The sequence below is a fragment of the Lysinibacillus sp. NPDC093688 genome (assembly GCF_050280145.1).
Taxonomy (GTDB): domain Bacteria; phylum Bacillota; class Bacilli; order Bacillales_A; family Planococcaceae; genus Lysinibacillus; species Lysinibacillus xylanilyticus_B.
The window spans coordinates 126,155-148,837 of the sequence record NZ_JBNNUX010000006.1; the positions used below are offsets into that span (position 1 = coordinate 126,155).

Genomic DNA, 22,683 nt, shown 5'->3' on the forward strand with positions numbered 1-22,683 from the left:
CGGCAAGTTTTTTTCTCACTATACATTATTAAAGTGTTTCATATATAATTTGTCCCATTTGAGTGACGTCATAATCTCCTAATGCGACTACTTCTGATTGGAAATCTGGTGAATTTAAAATCTCATTTACCGATTCAATCAGCAGTTGGTTTTCAGGAGTTTTTAATAGGACAATATCATAACGTTCTCTAACAAGTGGTATAAAGTCAACATCTATGAGCTTTGATATTTTTTCAATGCCTATCCCAATGTCTGCATCCCCATTTGCGACAGCAGAAGCTACATCTATATGGCTCATTTCTTCATCGTTATACCCTTCAATTGAGGATGGAGATATGTGATGAATGCGTAATTGTTCATCTAGGAAAGTACGAGCACCTGAACCTTTTTCACGATTCATCAATTTTAGTGATTTGTTCTTAAAATCATCCATTGATTGAATTTGCAATGGATTTCCTTTTTTTACATAAAAGCCCGCTCGACGTGAAATCAGATTGAGAAGAACATAAGAGTGACTTACAAAAATCTTTTTCAAATAAGGTGTATTATAATCCCCTGAATCACCATCGTACAAATGTAAACTAGCAATATCACATTCCCCATTATACAGCGCCATGACACCATTAAAGCTACCTTCATGTGAGCGCAATACTTTATTTGATTGTTTTTTCTCTATATATTTTCCTAATAAGTCTAAAGCTAAATCTTGTCCGCTAATAATAATTTTTTTATTGTTTGTCAAAAGGGTAGTCGAGGCAGTAGGAGTTGCTCCTGTCTTGCTCTTTTGGATATATAATTGTAAATCGGTTCTATCTACACGCATTTGTCGACCTACACGAAAAATAGGTAAATCCCCCTTTTTCACTAAATCGTAGATCGTTAATTTTGAAACCTTTAATAATTGAGCCACCTCTTCAATCGTATAGGAATGTTCATGTGACATGTAAAAAATCTCCCCTTCTGCTTCTATTGCTTACTATAGTAACGTAATTATACTATTTTTAACATCTTGAACGTTTATAGCAATTTGGTATTTCTTTTTTAGACATAACTAATTATAATTAGTTATGTCTTGTTATAACGAGTTATAAAAGGAGTATAATCAAAGTGAAAAAGTATTATAGTTTAATAGCTTCATTGTTACTATTGGTCGGCATATTAGCAGGTTGTGGTAGCCAAGGAAGCAACAACAAAACAAACGAACCAGTTGAATTAACGATTTCCGCAGCAGCTAGTTTACAAGAATCATTAGAAGAGCTTCAAAAAGCCTATGAAAATGAACACGATACTATTAAAATCACATTTAACTTTGGTGGCTCTGGTGCTTTACAACAACAAATTTTAGAAGGTGCTCCTGTTGATCTTTTCTTTTCAGCAGCAGAAGATAAGTTTGATGAGCTAGTTCAAAAAGATTTAATCGATAAAAAACAAGGAACGAATCTTTTAGCGAACGAATTAGTATTAATCGTTCCTAAGAAAAATGAAAAACAGATTCACTCATTTGAAGACTTAACGAAAGTTGATAAGATTGCTGTTGGTACACCTGAAACGGTTCCTGCTGGCAAGTACGGTATAGAAACATTGAATAACATGAACCTTTGGAAACATGTAGCATCAAAAGTAGTGTATACAAAAGACGTACGACAAGTTCTTACATATACAGAAACTGAAAATGTTGATGCAGGTCTTGTTTATAAAACAGATGCCCTTGTATCAGAAAAAGTCGATATCGTTGCTACAGCCAAAGAAGATACACATACACCTATTATTTATCCTGTAGGTGTTATCAAAGAGAGTAAGCATGCAAAAGAAGCGGAAGATTTTTATCACTATTTACAAAGTGATCAAGCGATGAAAGTTTTTAAAAAATATGGCTTTCAAGGAACTCATTAATAGATGAGTACTGATTTCTGGTCACCTCTTAAACTTTCTATCGAGATAGCCCTTGTATCAGGAATAATTGTGATAGTAGCAGGTATTCTATTTGGTAAATGGATGGCTAAACGCAATTTCAAAGGAAAATTATTTCTAGAAACGGTGTTACTTTTACCATTAGTATTGCCTCCTACTGTAGTAGGATTTCTTCTCATTATTATTTTTGGCAAAAACAGTGTGCTAGGTAACTTGATGACATGGCTTTTTAACCAACCCGTTATGTTCACATGGTGGGCAGCTGTCATAGCCTCTACTGTTGTTGCATTTCCTTTAATGTATCAATCTGCAAAAACCGGCTTTGAATCTGTTGATGAGGACATTGAGAACGCTGCACGTGTTGATGGTGCTAATGAATGGCAAGTCTTTTTCTTTATTTCTATTCCTCTTGCATTAAAATCAATTGTCTCAGGTGGAATTTTAAGCTTCACACGAGCTTTAGGTGAATTTGGTGCAACCTTAATGTTTGCCGGAAACCTACCAGGCAAAACGCAAACTACGCCGCTTGCTATTTACATGGCGATTGGTTCGGGTAACATGTCACTCGCTTGGTCATGGGTGATTTGCATGATAGGTATGTCCTTCCTTATGCTTCTGAGCGTTCATCTCATAAAGGCGTAAAGTGAATCTTTAAGCAGTGGGGGCTTTTTCAGGATAAAAATAAGAAAAGATGTAGTCGGTACCTATACTGTACCAACTACATCTTTTCTTTTTACCCTCCACTAATGGGTGGAATAAACGCGACTGTATCCCCTTTTTTTACAACCGTTGCATCTGTTGCAAATTCTTCATTTACTGCTGTCATGACATGTTGTAAATTAACTTGTGGATATTGCATTTCCATCCATTCTTTAATTTGTCCAATTGTTCTATCTGACAGGTCTATACTTAATTTTGACTCACCGATACTTTCTTGTAGGTGAGCAAATAGTAATATGTTAATCACAAGATTCCTCCTCACTGATGGCTGGATTTCCTTTTGGATAAGGGACATTTTCTAATTGATCCCCAATCCATTCGGTCCCGTCTTCCCAATATTCTTTTTTCCAAATAGGCACAATTTGTTTTATACGATCAATAGCATATTCATTTGCTTCATAAGCTATTTTACGATGTGGTGATGAGACTGCGATTACTACGGCAATATCCGAAATTTCTAAATGGCCAACACGATGTGTAATGGCTACTTTCGCTTCTGACCATCGTTCTTGTATTTCTTTAGATATTTGTTCAAACATTTTAATAGCCATAGCTGGATAAGCTTGATATTCCAAATGTAGCGTTTTCTTACCTTTCGTCATTTCACGCACTGTTCCGATGAAAACAGTGATCGCACCAGCATTTCGATCTGTTACTTTTTGTCTAACTTCTTCAACATCAATTGGTTTATCAATAATTTCAAACAACGATGTAGTCATGACTTTCTCCTCATTTCTTGCAATCAATTATGCCTCGGCATAATTGCGTCCGGAATCGGCTTTGTGCTTGCACAAAGAACTCCCTTTCCGATTCCGTGACATCCGCCGGAGGCTTTAACTTCTTTCAGCAGGTGTTTGGACACCCGCTGAAAAGTAACTTTAATTCGTATTTATCTCATCACTATGAAGGCGGGAGACTTCTGATGAAAGAAGTTAAAAATTCCGTATATTGTGCTTCTTCTCGGATTGAAAAAGTTGGAAAATCTAACTGTTTATTTAGTGGATAGGTCGGCCAATAAAGAACACAGACGATATTGCTTACTTTTTGTAGCAAAGATTCATCTTCCGCCTGGCGCAAAAGAACAACCTTCGGATAGTCTTCATTTTTATAGCCTTCAATAAAAATGATATCCATATTAAATGTTTCATAAATAGCTAGTATATCAGCAAGCTGCCAGTTACTTTGGTGAATACTCATGCGCAAAGTACCTTCTCCTTCAACTGCTGTGACACTTGCGCCAGCCTTCTCATGACGAACACTATCTTTTGAACTTTCAATCATAGGGATACCACCATGTCCATGGTGCTTGATTGTTCCTACACGAAAACCGTCTATGGTGGCTTGTGTAATGAGTTGTTCCATTAACGTTGTCTTGCCACTATTTTGATAGCCTACGATTTGTAAGATTTTTCGATGATGTCCCATGGCCACTCACTTCCCTGCAAATCTTCTAACAATAAGACAACAACTTGCATGCCTTTTTCGTAACCACGTGATCCACCTGGTAATACAATAAAAGAATTGGCTTCTGCTAAGGAAGAAACCGCACTAGATTTATCAAAACCAGAGGGAACTGCTACTAATTGACCGTTTTCGTAAGAAGCATTAGCACGCACAAAACGGGTAAACGGATTCGGTTTTTTAAAGTCCGCACCTAAAACAGCCTGCTCTCTACGTAGATGTGGTTGCTTATTACCAAATGCTGTTCGAATAATAGGTCGTGTAAATAGTTCAAAACCAACATAGCAAGCTGAAGGATTACCTGAAAGCCCGAATAATAATTGACCATTTCGAGCAGCAACAGTAGTTACACTTCCTGGTCGCATCGCCACTTTATTAAACAGCACTTGTGCGTCAATGGCTTCATAAATGGCAGGTAAGTAATCGTAATCACCTACTGATACTCCTCCTGTTGTAATCAATATATCTACTTCCTGAAGAGCTTTTTCTACAGCTTGAATACATAAATTTAACTCATCGCTAAATTTACCAAAATATTTGACGGTTGCCCCAGCACGTTCAATTTGAGCCATTATCATATAGGCATTACTATTACGAATTTTCCCTGGCTGTAAAGCATCACTTGGTTCTAGTAATTCACTTCCTGTTGCAATAACGCCTACAATTGGTTTTCGAAAAACGGGTACTTGATCATAGCCAAACGTAGCAAGTAATGCGACAACGCCCGGATTGATGTATTGTCCTTTTTCAATAAGAATTGCGCCTTTTTGAACGTCCTCACCCTTATAGGAAATATTTGTTCCTGCTTCATAAGAGCGTTTAATGGACATATTACGTTGATCGTCTTCTTCAAAGGTGTGCGTTAATTCTAGCATAACGACTGCATCACATCCGATTGGGATAGGAGCTCCTGTCATAATGCGCACCGCTTCTCGATTACCTACTCCTTCCTCAAATACATAGCCAGCGCCAATTTCCCCCACTATTTTAAAGGTTACTGGATTTTCTGAACACGCCTCTTGACTATCAACCGAGCGAATAGCATAACCATCATATGGTGAACGATCAAATGCTGGTACATCTTGATCCGCAGCAATATCTTCTGCTAAAAAACGTCCATGTGCTTGTTGTAGTGAAACGACCTCTACTTTTTCTTGGAATGCAAACTCCATGACCCGTTGAACTGCTTCCGCAACAGCAATTGGTTTTCTTTTTTCTAACATTTTAGTACCTCCTTTATCCGAATAAACGATAATAAATGGTTTTAGCTTTTTGTATATCTTTTACACCGTGAATGACAACTCGTCCATCTTGGAAAATCACTAGTCGATAATCTTCTGCTTGGCAAGATAATAAATAGGGATTTTGTTGAATATCACCATAAGGACGAAGTTGGACAGCGAGCTGATCCAAATTATAGTGAATCGGTTTAGGTGGACGTATTTGAATAGCGTCCCGACCACATAATACATTTAATTTTGTTTGATTTTCATATGACAAATATGGATAGGTCGGATTATTGCCACAGGATGGACAATCATGATTCCGAATTTTTTCTACGTTTATTTCATAGTGTTGATTTTGCCAAACATCAAAAGTTAAATAACTTTTACGCAATGCTTCTTCATTGCCAACTAAAAGTTTTAATACCTCAGCTACTTGATAAGCTGCTACGATTTGAACAGCTGGACTTATAATTCCTACTGTATCGCATGTCATCCCAGTATTGGGCATCGCTGCTAGCAAACAATGTAAACAAGGTGTTTTACCTGGCACAATCGTATAAGTAGCGCCATAACTGCCAATACAAGAACCATAAACCCAAGGAATTTGATATTTTTGTGCAAGATCGTTCATCATAAAGCGAATATCAAAGTTATCCGTTGCATCCACCATCATATCTACATCTTCAAGCAATGAAATTAATTGCTCTGCACACGCATCAACAATATGTGCGTTGATTTCCACCTCAGAATTAATGCTTTGTAGTCGTTTTTTTGCAGCGATTACTTTAGGTACTTTTTCTTGCGCATCTTGTTCCGTATATAGTTGTTGTCTTTGTAAATTACTCCACTCTACATAATCACGATCAATAATCGTCAATTTTCCGATGCCTGCCCTTACTAGAGCCTCTGCGCTAGCACTGCCTAAAGCACCAACCCCTATCATCAGGACATGCTTTTGTTTTAGTAGCAGCTGCCCGTTTTCTCCGATTGGGCTGAATAATTGTTGTCTAGAATATCTATTATGCATAAACGGTTTTGCCTTTCTTTCTATGAATTTTAGTTTGACCTTTTAATTTATAGCTTTATAATAAAAGCAATGTTTTTCAGCAAAAAACAATATCAACTCTATAAAAGGAGGTCTTTTACCTTGCATCCCACACATAGTCAACTTCCTATACAAGCTGCCATTTTAACAGTGAGTGACACACGCACGAAGGCGGATGATCATGGTGGTCAGCGTATTCAATCATTACTTCAAGAAGCTTCATTTGAATTAATAGACTATCAAATGTCAAAAGATGAACCGCTTGAAATCTTAAACCATGTACAAAAATGGTGCGCTGATTCTACCATTAATACCATTATCGTAACAGGAGGAACAGGGTTTACACCGAGAGACCAAACTTACGACACGATTCTCCCTCTTTTCGAAAAAGAAATGATGGGATTTGGTGAATTATTTCGAACACTAAGCTATGAAGAAATCGGCCCAAAAGCCATGTTTAGTCGTGCAACAGCAGGTAGTCGCGATAAAACGGCTATCTATGTGCTACCAGGTTCCACGAATGCCGTGACTCTTGCTATGACAAAACTGATTCTTCCTACTGTGCAACATTTTGTCGGTGAGTTGAATCGCATATGAAAATGGCTGGTGTTGTCTTAGCTGGCGGTCAATCTTCTCGGTATGGTCAACCGAAAATGTTCGAATCATTTGCTGGTCTGCCTTTATATAAGCAAAGTCTCATAGCTTTACAAAAAAATCAACTACATCCTCTCATTATTGCTACGAATGCTAGCTTGCAATCGAAGTTTGTAGAAGAAGATGTCCAATGGATCATTGAAAAAGAGCCTCATCAAGGACCTCTGTTTGCCTTGCATAATATCATGATAAATTTCCCAGAAGTAGAGTGGTTTTTCGTAATTGCAAGTGATATGCCTTTTATTAATGCAGAATTTGTCCAAACTATGCTAACATTTATCGATGATCGTTATGAGGCTATTGTTCCTAAACAAGCTTCAAGATTACAACCTCTTGCTGCTTTATATCGACGCAGTGCTTTACCAAAAGCACATCAATTAGTCCAACATAACAAGCGAAGTATGAAAGTCTTGTTAGAGCAACTTCAAGTGTGTTATGTTCCCTTTGAAGAAGACAGCTCAACATTTATCAATATCAATTCACAACAAGATTGGCTACAAACATTGGAAAGGAAATCTAATAATAATGAGTAATTTTACACACTGGAATGAAGAAGGTCGTCCTAAAATGGTCGACATTTCAGAAAAAACAATCACAAACCGTACAGCTATCGCCCGCAGTACAATCACGTTATCCGATGAGGTCTACCAAGCCATCCAACAAGGAGGCATTAAAAAAGGCGACCCAACGCAAGTGGCACAAATTGCTGGGATTATAGGTGCTAAAAAAACGTCTGATATTATCCCAATGTGCCATCCGATTATGTTACAAGGAACAGATCTTCAATTTGACTATACAAAAGCAGAGGTTGGTTACGAACTACACATTCAAGCTACAGTGAAATGTAGTGGTAAAACAGGTGTCGAAATGGAAGCACTAACTGCTGTATCCATTGCTGCACTGACTTTTTATGATATGTGTAAAGCCGTCGACAAGTCTATGGTGATTAAAGAAACATACCTTGTTCAAAAAACAGGCGGAAAAAGCGGCAACTTTGTGCACAAATAAACAGAAAAAATCCGGCATTATTTTGCCGTTTTTTTTCTGTTTTTTTTACCATAAGTCACTAATACCACTCTATTTCGTCTAACCACCGATGTGTGACATTTCAATTTTTGCGCTTTTCCGTTTCTCCATTGTCTGTTCATTTCGTTCATCGGAATAGCGATCTTTTCTATTTTCCCAAACGTTCGAAATGCATTGGGTAATAGTTTCATCATCTTCCCCAGACCTTAACAATGCTCGTAAACTCGTTCCCTCTGTTGCAAATAAACACGTATATAATGTTCCTTCTGCAGAAATACGGGCACGCGAACACGTTGAGCAGAAAGAATCTGTTACAGATGATATCACGCCAATTTCACCCTGGGCATCCTCATATTGATAACGTGTAGCTACTTCCCCTTTATAATTAGGGTCGACAGGATGCAAGGGAGAGAATTGATGGACTTGGTCAACGATTTCTTTCTTCGACAGAACTTCATCTAGCCGCCAACCATTCGAATTACCGACATCCATATATTCAATAAAGCGAAGAATATGCTGTTTCTCTTTAAAATATTCTGCCATTGAAACGATATCTTGCTCATTTTTTCCTTTTTGAACAACCATATTAATCTTAACTTGTAAACCTGCTTCTGCCGCTTTTTCGATACCTTCTAATACCGCTTTCACTTTTCCTCGATGCCCATTCATCTCGAAAAAACGTTCCTCATTTAGAGAATCTAGGCTAATAGCTACTCGTGATAAACCAGCTCTCGCCAATTCATTTGCATATTTTTTCAACAATGTGCCATTGGTCGTTAAAGCAATATCCTCTACTCCATCTATGCGATGTATACGTTCAATTAATTTCGGCAGATCACGACGTAGTAAAGGCTCACCACCAGTAATGCGTACTTTTTTCACACCTAATGAAACAAAAATCTTTACTAATCGTTCGATTTCTTCAAAACTCAATATTTTATCGGACGGTAAAAAAGCATAATCTGGACCAAATACTTCTGCAGGCATGCAATATTGACAACGAAAATTACAACGGTCTGTTACTGATATCCTTAAATCTCTTAATGGTCTTTGTAGTTGGTCTCGTAGATTAGTAATTTTAATCTCTTCCTTTCATTTTATTTGTAGGTAAGTGAATACGTTCTTTATGTGTATAAATATTAAGTGTATTTTGGCGAATAAAACCTACCGTCGTAATACCGAGTTGCTCTGCCAATTGCAATGCCAATTCTGTAGGAGCAGATTTGGACAGAACAATTTCACAGCCAATTTTCGATACTTTAAGTAAAATTTCCGATGATATCCTTCCACTAAATACGATAATTTTGTCCTGAATGCTAATGTTGTTTTTTAGGCAATACCCATAAATTTTATCTAAAGCATTATGGCGCCCAATATCCATTCGACTTAATAAAACGCCATTCGTATCACATAGCGCTGCATTATGAACGCCACCAGTTTGTTTGAATATTTCAGCTAAATCTTGCATATCGCGCATTAAACGAAAACAATCATCTGTTGTAATACGTACATGAATACCGTCCATTTTTTTAGCTACTAATGCATCATTAGCAAAAACAAAACCTTGGCGGCTCATGCCACAACAAGAAGTAATGTAGCGTTTATTTTGAATTTGTTGAAAGTAAGGATTCACACGCTTTGTTTTAACATGTACAAAACCTTCTTTTTCTTGGTGCCAAATATCTTCAATATCTTCGTAACCACGAATAATTCGTTCAGAAGCCAAATAGCCAATAACCATATCTTCTACATACTCCGGTGTGCAAACCATCGTCACAAATTCTTGCTCATTAATCTTCACTGTCACAGCATATTCTGTGACAACAGTATCTTCTATTTCTTTGCTTTGATTACCTTCAACACGAATGATGTCTCTTGTTACTGCTCGTTCCATATGGCATCCCCTTTATTCACTAATATTATTTTCAAAAACAAATACAGAAATAGCAAAATCTTCTTCAATTTTAATATCTGAAAATAAATGGAGTAGCTTAGTGCCCATCAATTCTTCCATGCCTTCTGGAGGTGATTTAGTATACAAATCTTGAATCATTCTTGTACGCGCAGCATGCACCATTTTTAACCCTTCAGGTGTACTCGCAATAAATTTTTCTGTCGGTGTGATATTACCATATAAAGTTGAGACAGCCATGTTCTCAACGAAAACAGTATGAATACGCTCCGGTCCTTTTCCAAATATATCTTTGCGTAGTTTTCGAATAATGTCGTTGAATTCATGCACTTTTTTTGACATTTTAACGATTCTCCCAACGTAATTAATCTTTTTTTCCTATGTTCATGGGGGTCACCCTTATAGTTTGTTAATAATATAGCAACTTAAATAAAAATTAAAGAGAAAATATCCAATGATAATCATTCTCAAACAATAAATTTTACTATAATTATTGTCCATTTTGGCAGAAAAGGCTATAATAAGTGATATTATAAATGGAATGAAAGTATTTTGATTCTTATGTCATGGTTTTATACAAATAGGTTTGAACTATTGGCATGGTGGTTTTGATATTTATATTCTATTACTTATATTGAATAAAAAATAAAAGTAGATTGAATTTTTAGCAAGGCCTGTTAAGAATTTTATCCACCATGAATAAATAGCATGTTAGTACATGCCTTTTCATGGTGGATTTTTTTATTTTTCAGCAATATCAACATTGACAACTCGTAATACATGTTTCTTCATCTATCTTAGTGTAGAAATGATCAATCGGGAAATGACATTATAACAAGAACATTTTTTAAATGAACAAGACATTCAAAATTAAAAAACTCGTAGTTCTATTCCCGGTTTATCCTCAGTATTAACCTGTTGCCAAAGAGTCTTAAAGAACAAAAGGAGGAAATCACCTTGACTAAAATTAACATTAATGGCCAACCGTATGATGTAGCAGAGGGAGCTACAATACTTGATACCATTAATCAAAATGGCATCGCCCATCCACAAATTTGTCATGTACCATCTGTTGATCCTATCAAAACTTGTGATACATGTATCGTTGAAGTGAATGGACAATTAGTTCGCTCTTGTTCAACAAAAGCTATAGACGGCATGGATATCCAACTTACTTCTGATAAAGCGAAAGCTGCTCAAACAGAAGCGATGGATCGTCTACTAGAAAACCATCTGCTGTATTGTACAGTTTGTGATAATAACAACGGCAATTGTACATTACATAACACAGCAGAATTAATGGAAATTGAACATCAGAAATATCCTTACCAACCAAAAGTTGAACCACACGAAGTAGATACGTCGCACCCGTTTTATCGATATGATCCAAACCAATGTATCGCATGTGGACAATGTGTAGAGGTTTGTCAAAACTTACAAGTTAACGAAACATTATCTCTTGACTGGGAAGCTGAAAGACCAAAAGTAGTATGGGATGAAGGCGTTGCCATTAACGATTCTTCATGTGTAGGCTGTGGACAATGTGTTACCGTTTGTCCATGTAACGCATTAATGGAAAAATCAATGCTTGGTGAAGCTGGTTTTATGACGGGGCTTAAACAAGAAACATTAGATCCGATGATTAGTTTAATTAAGGAAGTTGAACCCGGATATAGCGGTATCTTCGCTGTTTCTGAAGTCGAAGCTGCTATGCGTAGTAAACGTACTAAAAAGACAAAAACAGTTTGTACTTTCTGTGGTGTAGGTTGTTCGTTTGAAGTCTGGACAAAAGACCGCAAAATTTTAAAAGTGCAACCTTCTGACGGTCCTGTAAATGCTATTTCTACTTGTGTAAAAGGAAAATTCGGTTGGGACTTCATCAACTCTGAAGAACGAATTACAAAACCATTAATTCGTAAAAATGATGCATTTGTTGAATCTTCATGGGATGAAGCGCTTGACTTAATTGCTACTAAACTAGGTGGCATTCAAAAAGAACACGGTTCTGGTTCTGTCGGCTTTATTTCTTCTTCAAAAATTACAAACGAAGAAAACTACTTAATTCAAAAAATGGCACGTCAATTATTCGAAACAAACGACGTTGATAACTGCTCACGCTATTGTCAATCTCCAGCTACAGATGGCCTACTACGCACAGTTGGTATAGGTGGCGACGCTGGAACGATCAAAGATATCGCAAAAGCTGGCCTTGTTATTATTGTTGGGGCAAACCCTGCAGAAGGTCACCCTGTTTTAGCTACTCGTGTAAAACGTGCCCATAAGTTACACGGTCAAAAATTAATTGTTGCCGACGTTCGTAAACATGAAATGGCTGAGCGTTCTGATATTTTCATGCGCCCAAAACAAGGAACAGACCAAGTATGGTTAATGGCCGTTACAAAATATATGATCGATCAAGGTTGGCATGATGAAGCCTTCATTAAAGAGAACGTGCACTTCTTTGATGATTTTAAAGATGTACTTGAAACATACACACTAGAATATGCAGAAAAAGAAACGGGCATTTCAAAAGAAACGTTGATAAATGTTGCTGAAATGATTCGTGATGCTGACGGTACATGTGTACTTTGGGGTATGGGTGTTACACAAAATACAGGTGGCTCATATACATCAGCTGCAATTTCTAACCTACTTCTAGCTACTGGTAACTATCGTCGTCCAGGTGCAGGTGCCTACCCTCTTCGTGGTCACAACAATGTTCAAGGTGCTTGTGATATGGGTACACTACCAAATCTATTACCAGGTAATCAAAAAGTAATAGACGACGAAGCACGTAAGAAATTTGAAGAAGCATATGGTGTGAAAATCAAACCTGAACCAGGTCGTACGAATATGGCAATGTTAGATGCTATCATGGAAGGTAAAATGAAAGCAATGTATTTAGTTGGGGAAGATATGGCACTTGTAGATTGCGATGCTAACCATGTAGATAAAGTACTTTCACAATTAGACTTCTTTGTTGTACAAGATTGCTTCCTTTCACGTACAGCACAATATGCGGATGTTATTTTACCAGCAGCACCTTCTCTTGAAAAAGAAGGTACTTTCACGAATACAGAGCGTCGTGTACAACGACTATATCAAGTATTACCAACACTTGGTGAATCAAAAGCCGATTGGGAAATCCTTCAATTAGTAGCACGTCGCCTAGGTGCTGACTGGAATTACAGTCACCCAAGTGAAATCTTTGCTGAAATGGCTAGTCTTGCTCCATTCTTCTCGCAAGCGAACTATGATGTATTAGAAAATTGGGGTAGCTTCTGTTGGGGTAGCCATGATGGTAAAGACACACCTTTACTATATGAGGATGGCTTTAACTTCCCTGACAAAAAAGCTCGTTTTGCATTAAATGATTGGATCAGACCGGTTGAATATGAAGCGCAATATGATTGCCATATTAACAACGGTCGTATGCTTGAACACTTCCATGAAGGTAATATGACAAATAAATCAAAAGGTATTCAATCGAAAGTACCTGAAATTTTTGTTGAAGTATCACCAGAACTAGCAAAAGAACGTGGCATTGAAGATGGAGCTCTTCTTCGTTTAGTGTCTCCTCAAGGCGCATTAAAATTAAATGCCCTAGTGACAGACCGCGTACAAGGAAATGAACTTTTCTTACCAATGAACTCTGTTAGCAAAGATTCAGCGATTAATTTCTTAACGGGCCCGGCTGGAGACATCAATACATCGACACCGGCGTACAAACAAACAAAAGTACGCGTAGAAGTATTGAAACAAAAAGGAAAATCGCCACTTCCTAGAACAAACCCACGTTATAAAAAACGTCATCCACAAAATGGTGTTGAGGTAGAGCGCAAATGGAATCGTCCTGGCTACGTTCACTTAACAACTAACGAAAGGGAGTGAGTTCATGGCAGCACCAATTACGACAATTCAAAAAGCGCAAGTAACAGAAGAACAACTAAAGGAAGAAAAGTTAGAGAATTTAAAGCAACTACTTTCTGAGAATGAAGAAATGGTGAATCAGGTCTTTACGATCATGGCAGAATTAAATGATATTGGAGCGCTAGAGGCAGCTACGAAACTACTTGAAGCAAAAGAGGATGTTGCACATATTGCTCTTGGTCAATTAACTCGTAAGCCTGTTACGAATATCATCAACAACTTAATGGGTGTTGCGGGAGCATTAACCGAACTGAACCCAGAAACAACAACAAAGCTGATTGAAGGCTTAAATACTGGCTTAAATGAAGCGAACAAAGCCGTTGAATCTGACGAAAAAGTTAGTGCCTTTAAGCTGTTCAAAATGCTAAACGATCCTGATGTTAATCGTGCTGTGAATTTTGGCGCTCACTTCTTAAAAGGGCTTGGCAAAGGCCTAAAATAGGAGGATGATTTCTTATATGCTAACGAACGAGCACATTTTAAAAACTTTGCAGAAAGTTGATGACCCAGAACTTCATAAAAGCATCGTTGACTTGAATATGGTACGTAATATTCAAGTCAATGGTACGCATATCTCACTTGATATTATCTTGACTATTCCAGGTTGTCCTTTAAAAGCAAAAATTCAACAAGATGTTGAAGAAGCGTTGACAACGATCGGTGCATCAAAAGTCTCCATCAAGTTTGGTTCTATGACAGATGACGAGCGTCGTAGTCTAACAACTTCTTTAAAATCAGAAAAAGTTACGGATAAAGGTATGCCTACAATGCTTCTACCCGATTCTGGTGTCAAATTTATTGCAGTTACTAGTGGTAAAGGGGGCGTCGGTAAGTCTACTGTGACGATTAACTTAGCAGTAGCCCTTGCCCGTCTTGGCAAACGTGTAGGTATTTTAGATGCAGATATATATGGATTTAGTATTCCAGCTATGATGAAGATTCATCAAAGACCAACAATGCTTGACCAAACAGCTATTCCAGTAATAAGTCATGGTGTGAAAATCATGTCGATGGGTTTTTTCACAAACGAAAACCAACCTGTCATGTGGCGTGGTCCAATGCTTAATAAATGGATTCGCAATTTCCTTGTCAATACACATTGGGATGAATTAGACTATCTTCTCATAGATTTACCACCTGGTACGGGAGATGTTGCCATTGATATGGCGGCAATGATTCCACAAGCACAGGAAATAATTGTAACAACACCGCACCTTGCAGCTTCCCACGTTGCTTCTCGTGCAGGTTTGATGGCTCAACATACGAACCACTCGATTCTTGGTGTTGTTGAAAACATGGCATACTTTGAAAATTCGAATGGTGAAAAGAACTATTTATTCGGTCAAGGTGGCGCCGAAAAATTAGCAGATGAGCTTCAGACAAATATCATTGCTCAAATCCCATTTGCGCAACCTGAGGAAAATACAGGTTCTTCCGTTTACGACGAAGACTCCATTATCGGTGAAGTATTTACCCACCTTGCAGAAGATTTGATGTATTAATAAAAATGCAAGATAAAACAAGTAAACCCTTGGCTCGTTCTTATACGAGACAAGGGTTTTTTCATGGAGCCAAACACTCCCCTACTATTTAATTCAATAGCCCGCCTTCTTTAAAACCTGCATAAAATAAAAACGGTACGTATTTTTAACGAAAGAATCTAAAGGCAGCCCAACATTTAATTGATACTTAGTAAAAATAAAATAAAAACGCTTATCCCATTTTAACCGTAATAATTCCCCAGCATCTTCACCGTATTTCTCCGTAAATTCCTCAATTAAAGGTTCAATCATATAGTAGCAATAGTCTTTTAAGTTTGCGAGAGCCTCTATATCTTTCTCCTTTTGAAAACGTGTAATCCAATCTACTAATTGTTCATTCATTTTAAAATCCATCTTTCTATCTTGAGTTTCTTCCTATTATATTATAACTTTTTTTATAAGTTTTCTCTTCTCTCGTTTCTTAGATATTTGGATTGATAAAGGCATTAACTAAATTTTAAAAAAGCCTTGCATGAGCAAGGCTTTTTATTAGGACTTTACTTTTTATTTAACTTCTTTCCATAAAGACAATGCGAAAATCCAATTCGGATCTCCATATCCTTGATAGCTTTGAACCGCTTCATATACTTTACCTTGGTGCTCTACTTTATCACCTTTTGTATACGCCTTATATGAACTCCATTGCTCATAAGACGCCCCTTGCTCTTTTGTAGTCACAGTTAAAACGGAACTTTTAATAGATTCATTTCCAGCTGCATCAACAGCAGTGACTGCATACTTATAAGTTGTATTGGCTTGTAGATTCATGTCCATAAAAGATGTAGTTTTTGATGTTCCAACTGCAGTCATTTGTCCTACTGGTGTTTCTCGATAGATAACATAATGGTCAACTGCTACATTATCCTCTGATGCACTCCACATTAAGTCTACACTTGATGATGTTACTGCCATCGTGTGCAGTGTAGTTGGTTGCGTTGGTGCTTCTGTATCTGGAGTTGCTTTCATTGTCTCTACAAATGTAGATTCACTTTCTTTAGAAACATTTCCAGCGGCATCCACTGCCTTTATTGTATATGTATATTTTGTTTCCGCTTTTAAATTTTTATCTGTGAATGTAGTTCCCGCTACATTTCCAACTACTTTACCATCACGGAATACTTGATATTCTTTTACACCTACATTGTCTGTAGATGGATTCCATTTTAGCTCAGCACTGTTAGAAGTGACTTTGGTTGCTTGTAATCCATTTGGTTGAGATGGAGCTTCCTTATCTACATCCACATTATTCACCAAATTAACATCAATGACATTATAGAAAGCATTTGCAGTATTCGCTACATCCCAAACAGCTAAAATAACGTGGTAGCCACTACGATCCGTTGGTACGTTAATTGTATGCGTTAAATTATTAGTTGCATCAGTACCATTATGTTCAACAGTTCCAATTGGCTCAAGATCAGCACGAGTCAATGGCTTATTAGAATCCCATCCCTTTTTCGTAATATAATAGTGCCATTTGCTTGTAAAATGTGATGCAGTGTACTTCCACGTAAAGGTATTTGATCCCCCTGTAATCGTATTCTTAAACCAGCGATTTGCAGTTTGTTGATCTAGGATGCCATCAAACTGACCTCCTGCAGATGCAATTTTACCATCTACTGGTCCACCTTGTGGAAATCCTTTTTTGGCCTCTAAGCTCTGTGGCTCATACATAACCCTTCCACAACTCAAGTTAAGCGCGCCATAACTTTGGCTACATAAAGCAGCACGGCTAGCTGGTTTTTCAACAAACCCATGGGCAGATGCATTTGGTGCCATTGCAATCCCCATGATTCCCGCTGCTAATATTGCAGCACTTATCCCCTTTTTATTCTTACTTAATTTTGTGAATTTAATGTTCATATTACTAGTCTCCTTACTTTTGAAATTGTGTTTCTATTGGTATGATAGCCATGATCTTATTAATAAGCAAACTATGAATAAACATGATAATAGGTGTATTAAGTGAATATGTTTTTTCTTAAAGAAGGTAGATAAATAGTGCTAAACATAGTAAATATCTTATCACTTAGTTATATTCCATTCAAAAGTGATATAGATTTTAATAAAACGTTCATAAAGTGTTCAAGTTAAATTTGTCATTTTTACGATTTCAACAAAGAAATAAAGTCTAAAAAACAGCTCATGCTTCCTAGGCATGAGCTGTTTTTACCTTTGACTACTACTGGGGCATAACTTTCAAAGTACTTTCAATTCCATACGAACTCTTTTGCTTCTTTACTATCTATCTGAAATATATATAAACCATTATTAATGAGATTAAAAATACTTATTCTTTCTCTACTCGAACGAGGAAAACTTCGAAATTGATTTTGGAATATCTACCGGTGGATCAATTATGCCTCGGCATAATTGCGTCCGGAAACGGCTTTGTGCTTAGGCCTGCAGATATTTTTTGTGCGAAAGCGCAGTGCTAACGTAGCGGCAGCAACACGAGGGCCTACACGATGTCGGCCATTTCGGTAATGCCACAGGACGTGGCGTTTTTACCGATGCAGGTCAGTTAACCGTTATCGCATGAATGCGATGATTTTAGGCTAACATCCTATATTGAACTCCTTTCCGATTCCGTGACAGCCGCCGGAGGCTTTGGGCAAACGTGATGTTGGTCACTCAGTCATTGCCACAGGACGTGGCGTTCTTAGACTGAGTTCCTCTATTTCAGCGGGTGTTGGACACCTGCTGAAAGAAGTTAAAAATGGATAATAGACCCTTATTCTAATTTGCGAGCCCTTTATTATATTCAATCCACTTTTCCATTTCTCTCTCCACGGCTCGATTTTGCCATTCAAACCAAATACCGGAACATTCACTACAGTGACTGTCTACCCCACTTTTATGATGCATATCTTTACATGTGAACACAGTTTTTTTACGACAGCTGTAGCAGTAAATGTCTTTCTCTTTATCAAATTCCATAACTACCAACTCCAACATTTTTACACATATTTCTTTCCATTTTTTATATAAATTATTCTAATTTATAAAGGAATCTTTACTGAGGAGGTTAGCATTAAAATGTAGCTTTGTAATAAAGTTTGATAATAAGAAGTTCATCAGGACTAATCGTAATCCTTGATAGTACGTGGACGATAGCCACTCACTTGCATTTGATTGATGATTGCCTCCAACGCTTCTGTAAAGGGGCTACAACGTGAGGTGTACGGAGCAGGTACTCCCAGTTGCTAGAAGTACCTTTACATGCGTTTATTTGGAAAATCCAATAAACCCCTTATACAGCAAGAGGTTTGAATTTAATAAAGTCAGAGTTGACTCCATTAAAATTTTTCATTGTCATAACATGAAGTTATTTCAATGAATGAGTTTATGGCAAAAATGCCATAAACCTTTTTGATGTGCAAATGGCGCACATCGGGCAGAACAGGGACTCTCCGATATTCACAAGGTACTACAATAGGGTTGGTCATTTCTGTAGTAGGAATGATTATTTCTTTAATTGGTTTTTTCAGAAATGAACGTACATAGGGGCTATTATCACCTTTTCGACAATCAAAACAACATCCCATCACACATCAATCTAAGGGCTTGTGCGCAATTAAAATCAGACACACAAGTCCTCTTGTTATGCTCCCTCAATCTCTCCTGTAGCTCCACACATAGCTCTGTAGCAACGATTAAACAACCTATGTCAGTGATTCCTCTGCTCCACTATCAACGCTTATAAGCTCGTTAAACATACCTAAGACCTTGCTAGGATTGTTGTTGTAGGCTAACTCAAAGTTGAATCTGTTTAGACAGTATTACTTCGCCCTGCTGTTATTGTCAATCTTTCTTGTTAGTGTTTCACATTCATCCCACATCAATATTTGTCAATATGTTACACTTTTCTATACAGTTTAAGTTATTAGAAATAAAGTAAAACAAAGGGGGATTAATATGAATAGTGAAAAATATGACAATGGAAGTAATGAAATCTACAGTTATAAAACCTACAATATTTTTGCTTATATTATCGGTATTTTATTATCACCATTGTTAGGGGTGATTATGGGGATTGTTGGTGTAACACAGCGTAAAAAATATGCGTGGAGTATTATTATCATTTCTATTCTCGGTTGGATTCTGAATTTTTTCTTGCTTAATAGGGTTGTATAAACATTAGGCAAAGTTTTCAAGGTTTCAAAAACAATAACTAATTCTTATCAAAACATCAAGATAGGACTTGCGTGTATGATTGAATCCCATATATGCAAGTCCTCTTGTTATGCTCCCTCAATCTCTCCTGTAGCTCCACACATGGCTTTGTAGCAACAATTAGACAACCTGTGTAAATGCTTTCTCTGCTTCCCTATCAACGCTTACAGGCTCGCTAGACGGCTTCAAAGAGGTGTTATTCAGTTCTTATAACCGTCAATCTCTTTTGTCGTGAATCCCCATTTATCTACCAACTCGCACCTCACAATGTTATAATTGCTATATAGACAGAATGTTCAGTTTTTTTGGAATGAAGACCTGAAAAAGGATGATGATTTCAATGAAACGATTCTTTTGGTCATTTATTCCAGCAATCAGTGGGATTCTTATAGGTATGTCTATTTTTGATATAATTAACGGAAGTTTATCAGGAGTTTCCATTTCTGTTTTAGTGATTGGAATAATAATTATGCTGATTAGTATTTGGGGATATAAAGAATATGTCGGTAAAGGTTTACTGTTTAAACATAATGAATAATGTGGGATATTATCCCCAAATTCAACTAACGATACAACATTCCATCACACATCAGTCTAGAGGCTTGTGCGTAAATTACACGCAAGTCCTTTTGTTATGCCTTCACAGTCAACCTGAGAGCAACCTATGCAACCAAGCATATGTCTATCCCATTCTCGAATCATATGATAGCTGTTCTGTGGAACTTAACAATGCACATTAGCTTAATGATGCGCTACCGCAATCTCAACATACCTTGCTTTATAAGCCCACACCTCTACCCCCATATTTGTAAATATGTTACACTTTACCAAGCAACTGATTATTCAGTTATTGAACCAACGGCGCAGATTGTGCAAGAAAAAATTATAAAGAACTATTTAGATGGAGGTTTTTATATGAAAAGAAAAGGAAGTTAGTCTTCACTATTGGTTTAACAGGAGTTTTAGCATTAACACTTGGTTTGGCAAAAGACTTGCAAAGCACAAAGGTATCAGCAGCAGAACAAACAGTAGTTGCTTCAAAACAAACAGACATTACTACGGTTATAACAAAAGAAGAACAAAATATGGTAGAAAATATGGCTGCTAAAGAGAGCTATGTGCCACAAGAAAATGGAACAGGCTTCTTTTTTATAAAAGGGGCGCCAACTGAAAGGAAGGATATTACCACTGTAATCACAGCAGATGAACAAAAAATGGTGGAAAAAATGTCCGTTAAAGAAGGATTTGTGCCACAAGAAATTAGAACAGGCTTCTTTTTTATAAAAGAAAAATAATTACGGAGTTACGTTAATAAGATTAGGACTTGTGTTTATGATTATTCTTCCTATACGCAAGTCCTTTTGTTATGCTTCCTCAACAGCTCCTGTAGCTTCATTTATACAACCTTTGTAAATAACTCTCTCTACTTCACTATCAACGCTTAAAGGCTCGCCTCCTCCCCTTTAATAGAAGCGGTAAGCTCTTTAGTTGTCAGCGTGAAATCCACATCAAACAATTTGATCATAAAAAAACCCTCCAACTGAATTGGAAGATAGTTGTCTGTCTATATGAATACGTAATTTAAGGGTACAAAAAAGGAATTCTACATCAATGACCGAAGCCCTGAGCGAATCCCTTATCTGTCTCAAACCCCTTCATATCAAGGCTTGAACTGTGTTTTAGACGTCCCAGGAGGGATTCGAACCCCCGACCGACGGCTTAGAAGGCCGTTGCTCTATCCTGCTGAGCTACTGAGACATGATATTATTTATGTAGTCCATATCAAGGACAATATTTATTATATGTCCTTTTTACGATAAAGTCAACATTAATTTTACTATGGAGGCAAGGTTTGCCTCATTATTAATATTATATGATTTACTGCACCTCATTATGCCATCTCTCTACTCTACTTTTGTTAAATAATAAAAAGCAAAAAACTGGTGGAAGTAGTCGTCATAACTGGCGGTGAACAAGGGATTGGTAAATGCATTGTGCTAACGTATGCCTGAAATGATGCCCATGTAAATAAAGAATTAGAGCTGCAATTAGAAAAAGATTTATTGGAGCATGGATATTCTGTTCTTTTTGGTCAAGCAGCTAATACGAAAGAACAGGATGTCTTGTTGATCATTTCGATACTATTCATATTTTAATTAATAATGCGGGTAAATTTCAACATAAATCTTTTTATGAACATAACAGTGGATGAATGGAATAATTTAATTCAAACAAATAATTTTTTATAGGCATTAATCTAACAGTTGATGGTGGGATGACATAGAAAATGATGTATGAAGAATAGCCATATTCACTCCTTTCATAACATTGTTCTTTCATATATAGAAATACCTCAGAGTATTCTACAGTAGAAGAAAAAACTAGAGGGAGTGGATATACATTGTACCCATATTCAAATGGATATTACGGTAGTCCTTTAAGTGCGTTATATAGAGCTACTTCCACACATTATACTGCACCTGTTCGCCATTTTTTATTGCCGCAGAACGATCATCGTCGCTGTATCAGTAGAGCTGAAGCTGATTTTATGGCAATGAATCGTTTATTATGGATGGAGCATGTCAATTGGACGAGGATGACGATTATTAGTATTGTGTTTGGCTTACCTGATTTGCCCTTTGTGCAGAAGCGACTGTTACAAAATGCGACTGACTTAGGTAATTGTCTACGTCCATTTTACGGTGATCAAATTGCTGATCGTTATGCTGAGCTGATTAAAGAACATCTTCTTATTGCTGCACAGCTAGTAACCGCAGCTGCCAAAGGAGATGCTGCAACAGCGGATGCAAAGGAAAAGGAATGGTATCGTAACGCTGACGAAATTGCCATATTTTTAAATCGAATTAATCCGTATTTAAGTATTGAGGAAGTGCAAAAAATGTTCTATACACATTTAGCTTTAACAAAAAAAGAAGCCGTGACTATGATTCAGAAAAACTATCTTGAGGATGTTCAAGTTTTTGACGACATTGAGGCAGAGGCACTTGCTATGTCGGATATGATTGCAAGCGCCATTGTCATGCAATTTTGTTACCTCTTTTATTAACGTTAATAAATCGG

The 22,683-nt window shown here is 37.1% G+C and carries 23 protein-coding genes and 1 tRNA gene; 12 read left to right on the forward strand and 12 right to left on the reverse strand.

Going from position 1 to position 22,683, the window contains the following annotated elements:
* Window positions 1-28: 28 nt before the first annotated feature.
* Window positions 29-943, reverse strand: a complete 915-nt coding sequence (locus tag ACQKN2_RS07520) for a substrate-binding domain-containing protein (RefSeq protein WP_427414417.1) — start codon at window positions 941-943, stop codon at window positions 29-31.
* Window positions 944-1,107: 164 nt separating this feature from the next.
* Between ACQKN2_RS07520 and modA the strand changes: the two genes are divergently transcribed.
* Both modA and modB read left to right on the forward strand, forming a co-directional pair.
* Entirely contained in the window at window positions 1,108-1,893 is a 786-nt protein-coding gene (gene modA, locus ACQKN2_RS07525) for a molybdate ABC transporter substrate-binding protein (protein WP_427414418.1), read from the forward strand.
* Window positions 1,894-1,896: 3 nt separating this feature from the next.
* The gene (modB, locus tag ACQKN2_RS07530; RefSeq protein WP_427414419.1) at window positions 1,897-2,553 is read left to right on the forward strand and encodes a molybdate ABC transporter permease subunit; all 657 of its coding nucleotides are present in this window, start codon (window positions 1,897-1,899) and stop codon (window positions 2,551-2,553) included.
* Between the two features lie 91 nt (window positions 2,554-2,644).
* On the opposite strand, the gene moaD is transcribed toward modB, so the two are convergent.
* The 5 genes from moaD to ACQKN2_RS07555 all read right to left on the reverse strand — a co-directional run bounded on the left by moaD (window position 2,645) and on the right by ACQKN2_RS07555 (window position 6,345).
* Window positions 2,645-2,878: a molybdopterin converting factor subunit 1 gene (gene moaD / locus ACQKN2_RS07535; RefSeq protein ID WP_427414420.1), complete on the reverse strand. Its 234-nt coding sequence runs from the start codon at window positions 2,876-2,878 to the stop codon at window positions 2,645-2,647.
* Window positions 2,871-3,350, reverse strand: coding sequence for a molybdenum cofactor biosynthesis protein MoaE (locus ACQKN2_RS07540; protein ID WP_427414421.1), 480 nt, complete (start codon window positions 3,348-3,350; stop codon window positions 2,871-2,873). Before ACQKN2_RS07540 ends, moaD begins: the two co-directional genes overlap by 8 nt.
* Before the next feature lie 181 nt (window positions 3,351-3,531).
* Window positions 3,532-4,062 carry a molybdopterin-guanine dinucleotide biosynthesis protein B gene (gene mobB, locus ACQKN2_RS07545; protein ID WP_427414422.1) on the reverse strand — a complete coding sequence of 177 codons (531 nt, stop codon included), beginning with the start codon at window positions 4,060-4,062 and terminating at the stop codon, window positions 3,532-3,534.
* Window positions 4,023-5,315 carry a molybdopterin molybdotransferase MoeA gene (locus ACQKN2_RS07550; RefSeq protein WP_427414423.1) on the reverse strand — a complete coding sequence of 431 codons (1,293 nt, stop codon included), beginning with the start codon at window positions 5,313-5,315 and terminating at the stop codon, window positions 4,023-4,025. The genes mobB and ACQKN2_RS07550 overlap by 40 nt, the downstream gene beginning before the upstream one ends.
* Window positions 5,316-5,328: 13 nt before the next feature.
* Window positions 5,329-6,345 (reverse strand): thiazole biosynthesis adenylyltransferase ThiF, encoded by a 1,017-nt coding sequence (locus tag ACQKN2_RS07555; RefSeq protein WP_427414424.1) that lies wholly within the window; start codon window positions 6,343-6,345, stop codon window positions 5,329-5,331.
* Between the two features lie 120 nt (window positions 6,346-6,465).
* On the opposite strand from ACQKN2_RS07555, the gene ACQKN2_RS07560 reads away from it, so the two are divergent.
* From ACQKN2_RS07560 to moaC, 3 genes are read left to right on the forward strand one after another with little or no spacing between them, the layout of a single operon-like run.
* Entirely contained in the window at window positions 6,466-6,960 is a 495-nt protein-coding gene (locus tag ACQKN2_RS07560; RefSeq protein WP_427414425.1) for a MogA/MoaB family molybdenum cofactor biosynthesis protein, read from the forward strand.
* Window positions 6,957-7,550, forward strand: coding sequence for a molybdenum cofactor guanylyltransferase (locus ACQKN2_RS07565; RefSeq protein WP_427414426.1), 594 nt, complete (start codon window positions 6,957-6,959; stop codon window positions 7,548-7,550). The genes ACQKN2_RS07560 and ACQKN2_RS07565 overlap by 4 nt, the downstream gene beginning before the upstream one ends.
* The gene (gene moaC / locus ACQKN2_RS07570) at window positions 7,543-8,025 is read left to right on the forward strand and encodes a cyclic pyranopterin monophosphate synthase MoaC (RefSeq protein ID WP_427414427.1); all 483 of its coding nucleotides are present in this window, start codon (window positions 7,543-7,545) and stop codon (window positions 8,023-8,025) included. Before ACQKN2_RS07565 ends, moaC begins: the two co-directional genes overlap by 8 nt.
* A 78-nt stretch (window positions 8,026-8,103) precedes the next feature.
* Here the strand turns inward: moaC and moaA are convergent, their stop codons facing one another.
* Genes moaA through ACQKN2_RS07585 form a run of 3 tightly spaced genes read right to left on the reverse strand, consistent with a single transcriptional unit; the run spans window position 8,104 to window position 10,297 of the window.
* Window positions 8,104-9,120: a GTP 3',8-cyclase MoaA gene (gene moaA / locus ACQKN2_RS07575; RefSeq protein WP_427414467.1), complete on the reverse strand. Its 1,017-nt coding sequence runs from the start codon at window positions 9,118-9,120 to the stop codon at window positions 8,104-8,106.
* Window position 9,121: 1 nt separating this feature from the next.
* Window positions 9,122-9,937, reverse strand: a complete 816-nt coding sequence (fdhD, locus tag ACQKN2_RS07580; RefSeq protein WP_427414428.1) for a formate dehydrogenase accessory sulfurtransferase FdhD — start codon at window positions 9,935-9,937, stop codon at window positions 9,122-9,124.
* Window positions 9,938-9,949: 12 nt separating this feature from the next.
* Window positions 9,950-10,297 carry a DUF2294 domain-containing protein gene (locus ACQKN2_RS07585; RefSeq protein WP_323651379.1) on the reverse strand — a complete coding sequence of 116 codons (348 nt, stop codon included), beginning with the start codon at window positions 10,295-10,297 and terminating at the stop codon, window positions 9,950-9,952.
* 615 nt (window positions 10,298-10,912) lie between these two features.
* On the opposite strand from ACQKN2_RS07585, the gene fdhF reads away from it, so the two are divergent.
* From fdhF to ACQKN2_RS07600, 3 genes are read left to right on the forward strand one after another with little or no spacing between them, the layout of a single operon-like run.
* Window positions 10,913-13,846: a formate dehydrogenase subunit alpha gene (gene fdhF, locus ACQKN2_RS07590; protein ID WP_427414429.1), complete on the forward strand. Its 2,934-nt coding sequence runs from the start codon at window positions 10,913-10,915 to the stop codon at window positions 13,844-13,846.
* 4 nt (window positions 13,847-13,850) lie between these two features.
* Window positions 13,851-14,327 carry a DUF1641 domain-containing protein gene (locus tag ACQKN2_RS07595; protein WP_427414430.1) on the forward strand — a complete coding sequence of 159 codons (477 nt, stop codon included), beginning with the start codon at window positions 13,851-13,853 and terminating at the stop codon, window positions 14,325-14,327.
* Window positions 14,328-14,343: 16 nt separating this feature from the next.
* Window positions 14,344-15,387 (forward strand): Mrp/NBP35 family ATP-binding protein, encoded by a 1,044-nt coding sequence (locus tag ACQKN2_RS07600; RefSeq protein ID WP_427414431.1) that lies wholly within the window; start codon window positions 14,344-14,346, stop codon window positions 15,385-15,387.
* Between the two features lie 93 nt (window positions 15,388-15,480).
* Here ACQKN2_RS07600 and ACQKN2_RS07605 read toward each other — a convergent pair whose 3' ends face one another.
* Window positions 15,481-15,768: a hypothetical protein gene (locus ACQKN2_RS07605; RefSeq protein WP_049667586.1), complete on the reverse strand. Its 288-nt coding sequence runs from the start codon at window positions 15,766-15,768 to the stop codon at window positions 15,481-15,483.
* 162 nt (window positions 15,769-15,930) lie between these two features.
* Window positions 15,931-17,289 (reverse strand): lytic polysaccharide monooxygenase, encoded by a 1,359-nt coding sequence (locus tag ACQKN2_RS07610; RefSeq protein WP_427414432.1) that lies wholly within the window; start codon window positions 17,287-17,289, stop codon window positions 15,931-15,933.
* 2,055 nt (window positions 17,290-19,344) lie between these two features.
* Between ACQKN2_RS07610 and ACQKN2_RS07615 the strand changes: the two genes are divergently transcribed.
* From ACQKN2_RS07615 to ACQKN2_RS07625, 3 genes are all read left to right on the forward strand, one after another.
* On the forward strand, window positions 19,345-19,563 hold the full coding sequence (locus ACQKN2_RS07615; RefSeq protein ID WP_427414433.1) for a hypothetical protein: 219 nt from the start codon (window positions 19,345-19,347) through the stop codon (window positions 19,561-19,563).
* A 379-nt stretch (window positions 19,564-19,942) separates the two neighbouring features.
* Entirely contained in the window at window positions 19,943-20,140 is a 198-nt protein-coding gene (locus ACQKN2_RS07620) for a hypothetical protein (protein WP_427414434.1), read from the forward strand.
* 442 nt (window positions 20,141-20,582) lie between these two features.
* Window positions 20,583-20,897, forward strand: a complete 315-nt coding sequence (locus ACQKN2_RS07625) for a hypothetical protein (RefSeq protein WP_427414435.1) — start codon at window positions 20,583-20,585, stop codon at window positions 20,895-20,897.
* A 389-nt stretch (window positions 20,898-21,286) separates the two neighbouring features.
* Here the strand turns inward: ACQKN2_RS07625 and ACQKN2_RS07630 are convergent.
* Window positions 21,287-21,360 (reverse strand) — tRNA-Arg (locus ACQKN2_RS07630).
* Window positions 21,361-22,003: 643 nt separating this feature from the next.
* Between ACQKN2_RS07630 and ACQKN2_RS07635 the strand changes: the two genes are divergently transcribed.
* A complete protein-coding gene (locus tag ACQKN2_RS07635) occupies window positions 22,004-22,669 on the forward strand; it encodes a hypothetical protein (RefSeq protein WP_427414436.1) in 666 nt (221 codons plus the stop codon).
* Window positions 22,670-22,683 lie beyond the last annotated feature (14 nt).